This window comes from Pseudonocardia aurantiaca (genome assembly GCF_039526725.1).
GTDB classification, from domain to species: domain Bacteria; phylum Actinomycetota; class Actinomycetes; order Mycobacteriales; family Pseudonocardiaceae; genus Pseudonocardia; species Pseudonocardia aurantiaca.
Genome location: NZ_BAAAJG010000008.1, coordinates 33,556 through 46,761, shown reverse-complemented (window position 1 = coordinate 46,761; position 13,206 = coordinate 33,556). Strand labels below are relative to the sequence as shown.

Annotated in this window: 12 protein-coding genes; 11 read left to right on the top strand and 1 reads right to left on the bottom strand. The window is 71.3% G+C overall.

The window, feature by feature from the left end; translation table 11 throughout:
* The first annotated feature begins 149 nt into the window (after nucleotides 1-149).
* Nucleotides 150-1,298 carry a hypothetical protein gene (locus ABD143_RS10125; RefSeq protein ID WP_343974771.1) on the top strand — a complete coding sequence of 383 codons (1,149 nt, stop codon included), beginning with the start codon at nucleotides 150-152 and terminating at the stop codon, nucleotides 1,296-1,298.
* A gap of 27 nt (nucleotides 1,299-1,325) precedes the next feature.
* Entirely contained in the window at nucleotides 1,326-2,003 is a 678-nt protein-coding gene (locus ABD143_RS10120; protein ID WP_343974768.1) for a DedA family protein, read from the top strand.
* Between the two features lie 46 nt (nucleotides 2,004-2,049).
* Here ABD143_RS10120 and ABD143_RS10115 read toward each other — a convergent pair whose 3' ends face one another.
* Nucleotides 2,050-2,805 (bottom strand): GntR family transcriptional regulator, encoded by a 756-nt coding sequence (locus tag ABD143_RS10115; RefSeq protein WP_343974765.1) that lies wholly within the window; start codon nucleotides 2,803-2,805, stop codon nucleotides 2,050-2,052.
* A gap of 137 nt (nucleotides 2,806-2,942) precedes the next feature.
* Between ABD143_RS10115 and ABD143_RS10110 the strand changes: the two genes are divergently transcribed.
* The 9 genes from ABD143_RS10110 to ABD143_RS10070 all read left to right on the top strand — a co-directional run bounded on the left by ABD143_RS10110 (nucleotide 2,943) and on the right by ABD143_RS10070 (nucleotide 13,182).
* Complete coding sequence (locus ABD143_RS10110; protein WP_343974762.1) at nucleotides 2,943-4,022, top strand: 5-dehydro-2-deoxygluconokinase; 1,080 nt, start codon at nucleotides 2,943-2,945, stop codon at nucleotides 4,020-4,022.
* Complete coding sequence (locus ABD143_RS10105; RefSeq protein WP_343974759.1) at nucleotides 4,015-4,890, top strand: Cgl0159 family (beta/alpha)8-fold protein; 876 nt, start codon at nucleotides 4,015-4,017, stop codon at nucleotides 4,888-4,890. Before ABD143_RS10110 ends, ABD143_RS10105 begins: the two co-directional genes overlap by 8 nt.
* On the top strand, nucleotides 4,887-5,801 hold the full coding sequence (iolB, locus tag ABD143_RS10100; protein ID WP_379659658.1) for a 5-deoxy-glucuronate isomerase: 915 nt from the start codon (nucleotides 4,887-4,889) through the stop codon (nucleotides 5,799-5,801). Before ABD143_RS10105 ends, iolB begins: the two co-directional genes overlap by 4 nt.
* Entirely contained in the window at nucleotides 5,798-7,684 is a 1,887-nt protein-coding gene (gene iolD / locus ABD143_RS10095) for a 3D-(3,5/4)-trihydroxycyclohexane-1,2-dione acylhydrolase (decyclizing) (protein ID WP_343974756.1), read from the top strand. The genes iolB and iolD overlap by 4 nt, the downstream gene beginning before the upstream one ends.
* A gap of 24 nt (nucleotides 7,685-7,708) precedes the next feature.
* Nucleotides 7,709-9,238, top strand: a complete 1,530-nt coding sequence (locus tag ABD143_RS10090) for a CoA-acylating methylmalonate-semialdehyde dehydrogenase (protein WP_343974753.1) — start codon at nucleotides 7,709-7,711, stop codon at nucleotides 9,236-9,238.
* A 5-nt stretch (nucleotides 9,239-9,243) separates the two neighbouring features.
* Nucleotides 9,244-10,173, top strand: a complete 930-nt coding sequence (locus ABD143_RS10085) for a TIM barrel protein (RefSeq protein ID WP_343974750.1) — start codon at nucleotides 9,244-9,246, stop codon at nucleotides 10,171-10,173.
* Nucleotides 10,174-10,223: 50 nt separating this feature from the next.
* Nucleotides 10,224-11,222, top strand: a complete 999-nt coding sequence (locus tag ABD143_RS10080) for a substrate-binding domain-containing protein (RefSeq protein WP_343974747.1) — start codon at nucleotides 10,224-10,226, stop codon at nucleotides 11,220-11,222.
* 80 nt (nucleotides 11,223-11,302) lie between these two features.
* A complete protein-coding gene (locus ABD143_RS10075; protein ID WP_343974745.1) occupies nucleotides 11,303-12,361 on the top strand; it encodes an ABC transporter permease in 1,059 nt (352 codons plus the stop codon).
* Between the two features lie 5 nt (nucleotides 12,362-12,366).
* Nucleotides 12,367-13,182, top strand: coding sequence for an ATP-binding cassette domain-containing protein (locus ABD143_RS10070; RefSeq protein ID WP_343974742.1), 816 nt, complete (start codon nucleotides 12,367-12,369; stop codon nucleotides 13,180-13,182).
* Nucleotides 13,183-13,206: the final 24 nt, after the last annotated feature.

The following is a 13,206-nucleotide window of genomic DNA, read 5'->3' as shown; positions in this document are numbered from 1 at the left end:
CCGTTTTTGCCCTCGCCTTGCCGGGCATGGACCAGTCGGTAACCCCTGCCTGGGAGCGCCCTGCTCCCGGGACCCCTTCCACGGTGTTTTCCCGAGCCCTTACCTGTAGCTGGGCCCGTGCGCACCGGAAGATCCATAGCGTTGTTGACATGACCACGACGCTGCAGATCGGGCCGCCCGAGGCGCCGCAACCATCGCCGCGGCACCGGGCGCCCCGCCGCAAGCGCGGCCGGTGGATCGTGGCGATCTGTATCGCACTGTTGATCTGGCCCTCGATCTCCTACGCGCAGGCCCTGACCTACCCGGGTGCAGCGGACTTCACGACGCGCACGGTCGAGTGGATCCGTGACAACGGCGGCGCTCCGATCGTCAACTACATCGAGAACCTGTGGTACTCCCGCGCACCGTCGGCCGCCCCGCCGGACCCGTCGTCGCTGCCGTCGGCCGGCGCTGCGGCGACCGCGCCGGCAGCACCCCCCGCACTCGCCGACCTCGCCGGCGCCCCGCCGCTCCCGGGTGAGGGCGTATGGGTTGCCGGCACGCCCGCGCCGAACGGCGCCCCGGCCGTGTACACCACATTCGAGCGGCCTGACCCCGCCCACCCCGGCGTCGTCGCCGGTGTCGCCTACTTCGACAAGCGGGTCGCCCGGTTCCAGCTCATCGCCGGAACTGCCGAGCCGCCCGGCGCGAGCGCGCCCGAAGGCGCCAGGGTCCCGCCGTCGGAGCTGCAGGCCCTGGTGGCGACGTTCAACTCGGGCTTCAAGATGAAGGACGCGAACGGCGGCTGGTTCGGCAACGGCCAGACGGTCTTCCCCCTGCAGAACGGCGCCGCTTCCCTCGTGATCCACCGCGACGGGAGCGCGACGGTCGCCCAGTGGGGGCGGGACGCCAAGGCCGGACCCGATGTGGTCGCCGTCCGGCAGAACCTGCAGCTGATCGTCGACGGCGCCCGGGCCGTCCCGGGGCTCACGGTCAACGCCGGTGGCGCGTGGGGCAGCGCGAAGAACCAGCTCCAGTACACGTGGCGCTCCGGCGTCGGCGTCACCGCGACCGGCGGCATCGTCTATGTCGGGGGCGCGAACATGAACCTCGCCGCCCTCGCCGACGCGCTGACGAAGGCCGGAGCCGTCCGGGGGATGCAGCTCGACATCCACGACAAAATGGTCGACGCCTTCACCTACCAGCACGCCGGGACGGCCGCCCCGACCCCGCAGAGTCTGCTGCCGGACATGCCCGGCCCGAACAACCGCTACCTGGTGGCCGACCAGCGCGACTTCGTCGCCGTGACGTTGCGCTGACCTCCCCGTCTCCTGAAAGGAACGTGCGTGCTCGCACTGCTCGACCCGACGTCACTGCTGGCGGCCTTCGGCGCCATCGGAGTCCTCGTCATCCTGTTCGCCGAGACCGGTCTGCTCATCGGTTTCTTCCTGCCCGGGGACTCGCTGCTCTTCACCGCGGGACTGCTCGCCTCCAGCGCCGGAAGGGGAGCGCTGTCGCTCCCCTGGGTGCTGGTGGCCGCGGCGACGGGCGCGCTCGTCGGCGCGCAGGTGGGGTACCTCATCGGGCGCAGCGCCGGTGCCGCTCTGCGCAGCCGCTCGACCCGTCCCCGCGTGCTGGCGGCGATGGAGCGCTCGCAGATGCTGTTCGAGCGGTACGGGTACGGCCGCGCGATCGTGCTCGCCCGGTTCGTGCCGGTGGTCCGGACCGTGCTCAACCCGGTCGCCGGTGCGCTGGGGACGCCGGTGCGCGTCTTCACGCTCTGGCAGGTCGTCGGGGGGCTCGTGTGGACGGTCGGGGTCGTGCTCGCCGGATACACGCTGGGCAGCACGGTTCCAGGTGTCGACCGCTACCTGCTGCCCGTCATCGCCGTGATCGTCGTCCTGTCGCTCCTCCCGCTCGCCGTCGAGGCGCTCCGCGCGCGGCGCTCCCGGCGCCCGGCCACGCCTCCTCCGCCGTCAGGTGGCGCAGGTGGCGGGCCGGCTCGGCGAGGAAGCGCCGGGTGAGCCCGACCGGCAACGCCCGCGGCGCGGGTCGGGGGGCGGGAACCGGTCAGCTCGTGAGCGTCAGCTCGAACGAGTAGCGGCTGGCCCGGTAGATGTGCGAGCCGTACTCGACGGCGCGCCCGCTCTCGTCCCAGGCAGTGCGGGTCATCGTGAGCAGTGGGGCGCCGCGGGACTCGCCGAGCACGCGGGCCTCGGCGCTCGTGGCGGCGCGGGCCCCGACCACCTGATTGGCCATCCGCGGCACCCGCCCGGCGGCGCGCAACAGTTCGTAGAGCCCTCTGCGCTCGAGGTCCTTCTGGTTGATCGACAGCACGTCGACGGGGACGGCGTTGTGCATGATCGCCAGGGGCTCGCCCCTCGCGTGCCGCAGGCGCTCGAACCAGGTGACCTCCAGGCCCTCCGGTATGCCGAGCGCCTCGGCGACATGGTCGGGTGCGCGCCGCACCTCGAACGCGCGGATCTCCGTTCGCGGTTCCTGGCCGCTCTTGGCGAGGTCGTCGTAGAGGCTCGACAGCTCGACGGGCCTGCGCACCTTGGGGTGCACGATCTGCGTGCCGACCCCGCGCTTGCGCACGAGCATCCCGCGCTCCACGAGGTACTGGATCGCCCGCCGCATGGTCGGGCGAGAGACGCCGAGCCGGTCGGCGAGCTCCACCTCGTTCTCCAAACGGCCGCCGACAGGCATCACACCGTCCTCGATGAGCTGCTGCAGGCGGGTGGCGACCTGGAAGTACAGCGGGACCGGGCTGGTGCGGTCCAGTGCGACCTCGGGCACGAGTCCGTCGGCCGTCCGTTCGATCACCACGTGCTCCTCGGCCTCGCGCACACTTTGTCAGGACAAAGTGTTGACGTGTACATAGCACGAGAGTACACCTGTCCGGGTGGTCGGCGTCACTTCCCGACCGCAACTACGCAGCGATCGCGACCGAGAGGACAGCGATGGGGCTGGGCAGTGCCGCCGGCGCACCAGGTGCCGCACCCGAGGTGCTCACGATGGGCCGGATCGGCGTGGACGTCTACCCCCTGCAGGTCGGGGTGTCGTTGCGCGAGGTCGAGACGTTCGGCAAGTACCTCGGCGGCAGCGCGACCAACGTGGCAGTGGCCGCCGCCCGCCATGGTCGGCGCAGCGCGGTCATCTCCCGCACCGGCGAGGACCCGTTCGGCGAGTTCCTGCACGACGCGCTGCGCGCCTTCGGCGTCGACGACCGGTTCGTCACCCCGGTGCCCGGCCTGCCCACCCCGGTGACGTTCTGCGAGATCTTCCCGCCCGACGACTTCCCGCTCTACTTCTACCGCTTCCCCACCGCCCCCGACCTGCAGATCCGGGCCGACGAGCTCGACCTCGACGCCGTCCGCGGCGCGGACATCTTCTGGGTCACCGGCACCGGGCTGTCGCAGGAGCCGAGCCGGGAGGCGACGTTCGCCGCCCTCGACGCGCGCGGCCACCGGGGGACGGCAGCCGGCGGAGCTGGCGGAGCCGGCGGGGTGGGTAAGCACCGGGGGATGGCAGCCGGCGGAGCTGGCGGAGCCGGCGGGGTGGGTAAGCACAGCACCGTGCTCGACCTGGACTACCGCCCGATGTTCTGGTCCTCCCGCGAGGAGGCGCGGCACTGGGTGCAGCAGGCCCTGCCGCACGCCACAGTGGCCGTCGGCAACCTCGACGAGTGCTACACGGCGGTCGGCGAGCGCGAGCCGTACGCGGCGGCGCGGGCCCTGCACGCCCTCGGCGTCGAGCTGGCAGTCGTCAAGCAGGGCCCGGGCGGTGTGCTCGCCTCCGCGAAGGGCGGGGCCACGGTGGAGGTGCCGCCGGTGCCGGTCGAGGTGGTCAACGGGCTCGGCGCGGGTGACGCCTTCGGCGGCGCGCTGTGCCACGGCCTGCTCGCGGGCTGGGAACTCGAACGTGTCATGCGCTTCGCCAACGCGGCGGGATCCATCGTGGCGGGCCGGCTGGCCTGCGCGGACGCCATGCCGACCAGCGGCGAGGTCGAGGCCGTGCTCGAGGAGGCCGTCCGTGCATGAGGGCCGGCTGCGTGAGCTGATCGCCACCCGGGTGCACCGTCCGGAAGCGGTGGCGCAGGCCGCTGCCGCCCGGCAGCGGCCGAATACCGTGATCGGCGGGCACGGCAAGCTGATGATGATCGCCGCCGACCACCCGGCTCGCGGTGCCCTGCGCGCCGGCGACCGCCCGCTGGCGATGGCCAACCGCGCCGACCTGCTCGACCGCCTGTGCCTCGCGCTGTCCCGCCCCGGCGTCAACGGGGTGCTCGGCACCCCAGACGTCCTCGAGGACCTGCTGCTGCTCGGCGCGCTGGAGGGCAAGGTCGTCGTCGGGTCGATGAACCGCGGCGGGCTCGCCGGCACCGCGTTCGAGATCGACGACCGGTTCACCTCCTACGACGCGAGCCGGATCGCCGCCTCCGGGTTCGAGGGCGGGAAGATGCTGGTCCGCATCGACCCGGAGGACCACGGGACCGTCAGAACGCTCGCGTCCTGCGCGCACGCGATCACGGATCTCGCCGGGCACCGGCTGATGGCGATGGTAGAGCCGTTCATCTCCCACCGGGTCGACGGGCGGGTCCGCAACGAGCTCACGGCCGAGGCCATGATCCGCGCGATGAGCGTGGCCGCGGGCCTCGGCACGACGTCGGCGTACACGTGGCTGAAGGTCCCGGTCGTCGAGGACATGGAACGCGCCCTGGAGGCCACGACCCTGCCGGCGCTCATCCTGGGCGGCGAGGTCACCGACGACCAGGGCGCCGCGTTCGCGAGCTGGCGCAAGGCGCTCGCCCTGCCGACCGTGCAGGGCCTGGTGATCGGGCGCTCCCTGTTGTACCCACCAGGCGACGACGTCGCCGGCGCGGTCGACGCGGCGGTGGGGCTGCTGTGAACGCGGCGCCCACGAAGCTGGGATCGGTCGTGCGGGACGGCGAGACGGCCGATGGGGCCTTCTCCCTGGTCATCACGCCCGCGGCTGCCGGTTGGGGCTACAGCAGCCTGCGGGTGCTGGAGCTGCCGGCCGGTGGGAGCGTCACGTTCCCGACAGGTGAGGACGAGATGGTCGTGCTGCCGCTGTCGGGCGGCTGCACCGTCGAGTGCGACGGGGAGCGTTTCGCCCTGGCCGGGCGCGGCAGCGTCTTCTCCCGCGTCACCGACTTCGCCTACGTCCCGCGCGACGGGGAGGTGACCGTGTCCTCGGCCGCCGGCGGCCGGTTCGCGCTGCCCGGCGCCCGCGCCACCCGCAGGCTCCCGGCGCGGTACGGCCCGGCCGAGGGCGTCCAGGTCGAGATGCGTGGCGCGGGGCAGGCGAGCCGCCAGGTCAACAACTTCTGCACGCCGGAGGCGTTCGACGCCGACAAGCTGATCGCGGTGGAGGTGCTCACCCCGGGCGCCAACTGGTCGTCCTACCCGCCGCACAAGCACGACGAGGAGCGCGAGGGAGAGGCCTGCCTCGAGGAGATCTACTACTTCGAGATTTCAGGAGGGCCTCGGCCGGGTCCGGGTGTCGGGTACCAGCGTGTCTCGACGTCCGGGCCCGGACGGGAGATCGACGTCTGCGCGGAGGTGCGCAGCGGCGACACCGTCCTCATCCCTTATGGCTGGCACGGCCCGTCGATGGCGGCGCCCGGCTACGACCTCTACTACCTCAACGTCATGGCCGGGCCGAGCCCGGAGCGCGCGTGGCTCATCTGCGACCACCCCGACCACGCCTGGGTGCGCGGCACGTGGGACGACCAGGAGGTCGACCCGCGGCTCCCCCTGACCACGACTCAGGAGCAGATGCAGGAGGAGGAGCCGTGACGACCCGGCTGACCGTCGCCCAGGCCGTCGTGCGGTTCCTGGCGAACCAGTACAGCGAGCGCGACGGCGTGGAGCAGCGTCTCGTCCCCGGCTGCTTCGGCATCTTCGGCCACGGCAACGTCGCGGGTATGGGGCAGGCGCTGCTCGAGGTTGCCCACAACTCGACGCCAGAGCCGGGTGTGCTGCCCTACCACCTCGCCCGCAACGAGCAGGGCATGGTGCACGCGGCCGTGGGCTTCGCGCGGATGCGCAACCGACTGCAGGCGATGGCCGCGACCGCGTCGATAGGGCCCGGCTCCACCAACATGCTCACCGGCGCAGCGCTCGCGACGACCAACCGCATCCCGGTCCTCCTCCTGCCCTCGGACGTGTTCGCGACGCGCGTCGCGAGCCCGGTGCTGCAGGAGCTGGAGGACCCGCGCACCTACGACGTCTCCGTCAACGACGCGTTCCGCCCGGTATCCCGCTTCTTCGACCGGGTGTGGCGGCCCGAGCAGCTCCCGTCGGCGCTGCTCGGCGCGATGCGGGTGCTCACCGACCCGGCCGACACGGGCGCTGTGACGATCGCGCTGCCGCAGGACGTGCAGGCCGAGGCGCACGACTGGCCCGACGAGCTGTTCGCCCGGCGCGTGTGGCATATCGCGCGCCCCGTGCCCGAGCCCGCGGCGCTCGCCCGCGCGGCCGCGCTGATCCGGTCGGCCCGGCGGCCACTGGTCGTCGCGGGCGGCGGCGTGCACTACAGCGAGGCCACCGAGGCGCTGCGCCGGTTCGCCGAGGCCACCGGGATCCCCGTCGCCGACACGCAGGCCGGCAAGGGCGCGTTGCTGTGGGACCACCCGCAGGCCGTCGGCGGGGTGGGGTCCACGGGCTCCCCCGTCGCGAACGCGCTCGCCCGCGAGGCCGGCGTCGTGATCGGGGTCGGTACCCGCTACAGCGACTTCACCACCGCCTCGCGCACCGCGTTCCAGAACCCGGACGTGCGGTTCGTCAACCTCAACGTCGCGGCCTTCGACGCGGCCAAGCACGCAGGCGAGATGCTCGTGGCCGACGCGCGGGAGGGCCTCGACGCCCTCACCGAGGCGCTCACCGGGTTCCGCGTGGAGAACACCTGGAGCGAGCGCGTCCAGGAGTGGAACCGCGTCGTCGACGAGGCGTTCAACCGCGGGCACCAGCCCCTCCCCGCGCAGACGGAGGTGCTCGGCGCCCTCAACGAGGAGATGGCACCCCGGGACGTCGTGGTGCAGGCGGCCGGTTCGATGCCCGGTGACCTGCAGATGCTCTGGCGGGCCCGCGACCCGAAGCAGTACCACGTGGAGTACGCGTACTCGTGCATGGGCTACGAGATCGCCGGCGGGCTCGGCGTCAAGATGGCCGCCCCCGATCGCGAGGTCTTCGTCCTCGTCGGCGACGGCTCGTACCTGATGATGGCGAGCGAGATCGTCACGGCGGTGTCCGAGGGGATCAAGCTGAACCTCGTCATCGTGCAGAACCACGGGTTCGCCTCGATCGGCGCGCTGTCGGAGTCGCTCGGCTCACAGCGCTTCGGCACGAGCTACCGCTATCGCAACCCGGAGACCGGGCAGCTCGACGGAGCGAAGCTGCCCGTCGACCTCGCCGCCAACGCCGAGAGCCTCGGCGCGGACGTGATCCGGGTGCGGACCATCGAGGAGTTCCGCGAGGCGATCCATCGCGCCCGCGCCGCCGACCGCACCACCGCGATCCACATCGAGACCGACCCGCTCGCGCCCGTGCCGTCCTCGGAGAGCTGGTGGGACGTGCCGGTCTCGGAGGTCGCCCGCCTCGACAGCACAGAGCAGGCCCGCAAGACCTACGAGGCGCAGAAGGCCCAGCAGCGGCCACTCGTCGCGCCGCCGCCCACGTAGCCAAGCACCGGAGGAGACAGCAGGTTGAGGACCATCACGCACTGGATCGGTGGCAAGCCCACGCCCGGCACGTCCACCCGCATTGGGCAGGTCTGGAACCCGGCCACGGGCGAGCAGCAGGCCGAGGTGGTGCTCGGCGGCGCCGAGGACGTCCGCGCGGCCGTCCACGCGGCGGCCTCGGCGTTCGAGACGTGGTCGCAGTCCTCGCTCTCGCAGCGCACGAAGGTGCTCTTCGCGTTCCGCGAGCTGGTCAACGCCCGCACCCAGGACCTCGCCGAGCTCGTCTCCGACGAGCACGGGAAGGTCATCTCGGACGCCCGCGGGGAGGTGCAGCGGGGCCTCGAGGTGATCGAGTTCGCCTGCGGCATCCCCACACTGCTCAAGGGCGACTACTCCGACCAGGTCTCCACCGGCGTCGACGTCTTCTCCTTCCGCCAGCCGCTCGGCGTCTGCGCCGGGATCACCCCCTTCAACTTCCCCGCCATGGTGCCGATGTGGATGCACCCGGTGGCGATCGCGTGCGGGAACACCTTCGTGCTCAAGCCCAGCGAACGCGACCCGAGCGCGTCGATGCTGGTGGCGGAGCTGTGGGCAGCGGCGGGGCTGCCCGACGGCGTCTTCAACGTGGTGCACGGCGACAAGGAGGCCGTCGACGCGCTGCTCGACGACGCGGGAGTCGCCGCGGTCTCGTTCGTGGGCTCCACCCCGATCGCGCGCTACATCCACGAGCGCGGCACGGCGAACGGCAAACGTGTGCAGGCGCTCGGCGGCGCCAAGAACCACGCCGTCGTGCTCCCCGACGCCCCGATCGACTTCGCCTCCGACCACCTCGTCGCGGCCGCGTTCGGCTCCGCGGGTGAGCGGTGCATGGCGATCTCCGCCGCCGTCGCGGTCGGCGACGCCGCCGACGAGCTGGTCGCCGCCGTGAGCGAGAAGGCCCGCGCGGTCAAGGTCGGGCCGGGCCGCGACTCGGACAGCGAGATGGGCCCGGTCGTCACGGCCGCGGCGCGCGACCGGATCGTCGGGCTCATCGGCTCCGGCGCCGCCCAGGGCGCGACCCTCGCCGTCGACGGGCGGGGGCTCTCGGTCTCCGGCTACGAGAACGGATTCTTCGTCGGCCCCACCGTCATCGACGACGTGCGGCCGAACATGGACGTCTACCGGGAGGAGATCTTCGGTCCGGTGCTCTCGGTCGTGCGCGCCGACTCGGTGGACGCGGCGATCGCCCTGGTCAACGCCAACCCGTACGGCAACGGCACCGCGATCTTCACCTCCTCCGGGGAGGCGGCGCGCCGGTTCCAGCGCGATGTCAACGTCGGGATGATCGGGATCAACGTCCCGATCCCGGTGCCGATGGCCTACTACTCCTTCGGCGGCTGGAAGGACTCGCTCTTCGGCGACAAGCACATCCACGGCCCCGAGGGCGTCTCCTTCTACACGAGGGCCAAGGTCGTCACCTCGCGCTGGCCGCACGTCACCTCGCGGAGCGAAGGCGGAGCGAGCATCGACACTGCTGCCAGCGGCGCCTCCTACCATTTCCCGACGGCCACCTGACCGCCATGGTCACGCTGGAGCGGCTCACCCTCGGCACCGCGCCCGACTCCTGGGGCGTCTGGTTCCCGTCCGACCCGCGCCAGGTCGACTGGCAGCAGTACCTCGACGAGATCGCACAGGCCGGGTACGTCTGGACCGAGCTGGGGCCCTCGGGCTTCCTCCCGCAGGACCCCGCGCAGCTGCGCGACGAGCTGGACGCGCGCGGGCTGCAGCTGTGCGGCGGCACGATCTTCGCCGGGCTGCACCGCGGCGCCGACGCGCTCGACGGCGCGGTCGAGGCCTGCAGCCGGGAGGCGCGCCTGCTCACCGCGCTCGGCGCCCGCCACCTCGTGCTGCTCCCGGAGCAGTACACCGACATGCACAGCGGGGCGGCCACCCAGACCGGGGTGATCGACGGCGAGCAGTGGAAGAACCTCACCACCGGCTACGACCGGCTCGGGAAGCTGCTGTTCGAGGGGCTCGGCGTCGACCTCGTCTTCCACCCGCACGCCGACACGCACGTCGACACGCAGGAGCGGGTCGAGCGGTTCCTCGCCGACACCGACCCACGCTTCGTCAACCTCTGCCTGGACACCGGGCACATCTCCTACTGCCACGGCGACAACGTCGAGATCGTCCGGCGGTTCCCGGAGCGCATCCGGTACGTGCACCTCAAGCAGGTCGATCCCGTGGTGCGCGACCGCGTCCGCGCCGAGAAGCTGTCGCTTGCGGAGGCCGTCCCGCTCGGGGTGATGGTCGAGCCGCCGTACGGCGAGCCCGCCATGCCCCCGCTCCTCGAGGCGCTGGCCGAGCTCGACACCGACCTGTTCACGGTGGTGGAGCAGGACCTCTACCCGGTCGAACCCCACATCCCGCTCCCCATCGGGGCCCGCACCGCCGGCTACCTGCGCGGGTGCGGCCTCGGGCCGGTGCGGCGCTGGCCCTACCGAACCTGAAGTACCCCCGGATCCGCCGATCCTCGGCGGCCCAGGATAAGGAGCACTCGATGAGGAGTATCCGGAAGTCGGTGCGTGGCGTCGCGGCGGTCGCCGCCGCTGCGGCGGTGCTCGCCGCATGCAGCAGCGGCGGCGGCGCGCAGCAGCAGCAGGGTGGCGGTGGCGGAGGCACCGGGGGGTCCGTCAGCACCCAGCGCTACACGATCGCGATGATCACACACGAACAGCCCGGCGACACGTTCTGGGACCGGATCCGCGCAGGTGCCGAGGACGCCGCGGCAGCGCACAACGTCGAGCTCAAGTACTCGAACGGCGCCCAGGCGCCCGAGCAGGCCACGCTGGTGCAGAACGCCATCGACAGCCAGGTGGACGGCATCGCCGTGACACTCGCCTACGTCGACCAGGTCGGCCCGGCGGCCAAGGCTGCGGCGGACCGCGGCATCCCGGTCGTCGCCTTCAACTCCGGCCTGGACCAGTTCCAGAAGTACGGCGCCAAGATGTACTTCGGGTCGGACGAGACGGTCGCGGGCCAGGCCGCCGGGCAGCGCATCGCGCAGGACGGCGGCAAGAAGGCCATCTGCGTGGTCCAGGAGCAGGGGCACGTCGCGCTGGAGGCGCGCTGCAACGGCGTGCGGCAGTCCTTCCCGGCCACCGAGAACCTGTATGTCCAGGGCACCGACCTGCCGTCGGTGCGCTCGACGATCGGCGCGAAGCTGCAGCAGGACCCCTCGATCACGCACGTCGTGACGCTGGGCGCGCCCTTCGCCCTGACCGCGCTCGAGTCCGTGTCCGACGCCGGGAGCACGGCGAAGGTCGCGACGTTCGACCTGAACGTCGACGCGGCGAAGGCGATCCAGGAGGGCAAGATCATGTTCTCCGTCGACCAGCAGCCGTACGTCCAGGGCTACCTGGCCGTCGCCTCGCTGTGGCTGAACCTGTCGAACGGCAACGACGTCGGCGGTGGCCGCCCGGTCCTCACCGGCCCGTCGTTCGTCGACTCGACCAACGTCCAGCGGATCGTGACGTACGCGCAGAACAACAAGCGCTAGTTCCACCCCGGCGAGTCGGCAGGCGTGCGCAGGTACGCGCCCCGCCCCGGACCCATATCCCAACACTGGAGAAGCCAGCCATGAGCACTCCTGTGGCGACACAGCCGTCCCCACCGCCCACAGACGCCCCGGTGCGTCCCAAGAAGCCGTTCCTGTCCACCCTGCTCGCACGTCCGGAGGTCGGGTCGCTCGCTGCGGCCATCGTGATCTTCGGGTTCTTCTTCGCGCTCGCGGACCCGTTCCGCACGCTGCCGGCCCTCTCGACGGTGCTGTACGCGAGCTCCTCGATCGGAATCGTCGCGACCGGCGTCGCTCTGCTGATGATCGGCGGCGAGTTCGACCTGTCAGCGGGCGTCTCCGTGGTCACCGGCGCCCTCACCGCGTCCTTGCTCAGCTACAACCTGAACCTCAACCTGTGGGTCGGGGCGCTCGTCAGCCTGGTCGTCATGCTGGCGATCGGCTTCTTCAACGGCTACCTCGTCGTGAAGACCGGGATCCCGAGCTTCCTGATCACCCTGGCCACGTTCTTCATGCTCCAGGGCATCAACCTCGGCGTCACCAAGGCGGTCACCGGCACGGTGGCCACGCAGAACGTCTCCGACATGGACGGCTTCCAGTCCGCGAAAGCGGTCTTCGCCTCCGAGTTCAGCCTCGGCGGGGTGACCATCCGAGCCACGGTGCTGTGGTGGCTGTTCTTCGTGCTGCTGGCCACCTGGATCCTGCTGCGCACCCGGATCGGGAACTGGATCTTCGCCTCCGGTGGCAACGCCGCGAGCGCCCGCGCCGTCGGCGTGCCCGTGAACAAGGTGAAGATCGGGCTGTTCATGGGCGTGGCGTTCCTGGCCTGGTTCTACGGGATGCACACGCTGTTCGCGTTCAACACTGTGCAGTCCGGGCAGGGCGTCGGCAACGAGTTCCTCTACATCATCGCCGCGGTCGTCGGCGGCTGCCTGCTCACCGGCGGGTACGGCTCGGCGATCGGCGCCGCGATCGGCGCGTTCATATTCGGCATGACCACCCAGGGCATCGTCTACGCCGGGTGGGACCCCAGCTGGTTCCGCTTCTTCCTCGGCGCGATGCTGCTGCTCGCGGTGATGCTCAACCTCTACGTCAAGAAGTACGCCCTGAGTAGGAGGTAATGGCCATGACCGACACCATTGTTGAGCACGCTGACCGAGCCCTGGAGGTCGGGACGCCGCTCATCGAGATGGAGGGCGTCGGCAAGGCCTACGGCGCAATCCGGGCCCTCGAAGGCATCAACCTGACGGTCAACGCGGGCGAGGTCGCCTGTGTGCTCGGCGACAACGGCGCCGGGAAGTCCACCCTCATAAAGATCATCTCGGGGCTGCACCCGCACACCGAGGGCATCGTCAAGGTGGACGGGGCCGAGGTGCACTTCTCCTCGCCCCGCCAGTCCCTCGACCACGGCATCGCGACCGTCTACCAGGACCTCGCAGTAGTCAGCCTGATGGAGGTGTGGCGCAACTTCTTCCTCGGCTCGGAGATCAGGAACGGCAAGTACCCGCTCGCCCCGCTGGACATCAAGGGCATGCGGGAGATCGCCGACACCGAGCTCAAGAAGATGGGCATCACGGTCAAGGACATCAACCAGCCCATCGGGACACTGTCCGGCGGCCAGCGCCAGTGTGTCGCGATCGCCCGCGCCGTCTATTTCGGCGCGCGGGTGCTCATCCTCGACGAGCCGACGGCCGCGCTCGGGGTGAAGCAGTCCGGCGTGGTGCTCAAGTACACGGCCGCGGCGCGCGACGCCGGTCTCGGCGTCGTGTTCATCACCCACAACCCGCACCACGCCTACATGGTCGGCGACCACTTCATCATCTTGAAGCTCGGCCGCCGGGTGCTGGACAAGAAGCGCTCAGAGGTGAGCCTCGAAGAGCTGACCACGGAGATGGCGGGCGGGCAGGAGCTCGCCGAGCTGTCGCACGAGCTCAAGCGATGACACCTGCTGCCAGGGGCAGCAACC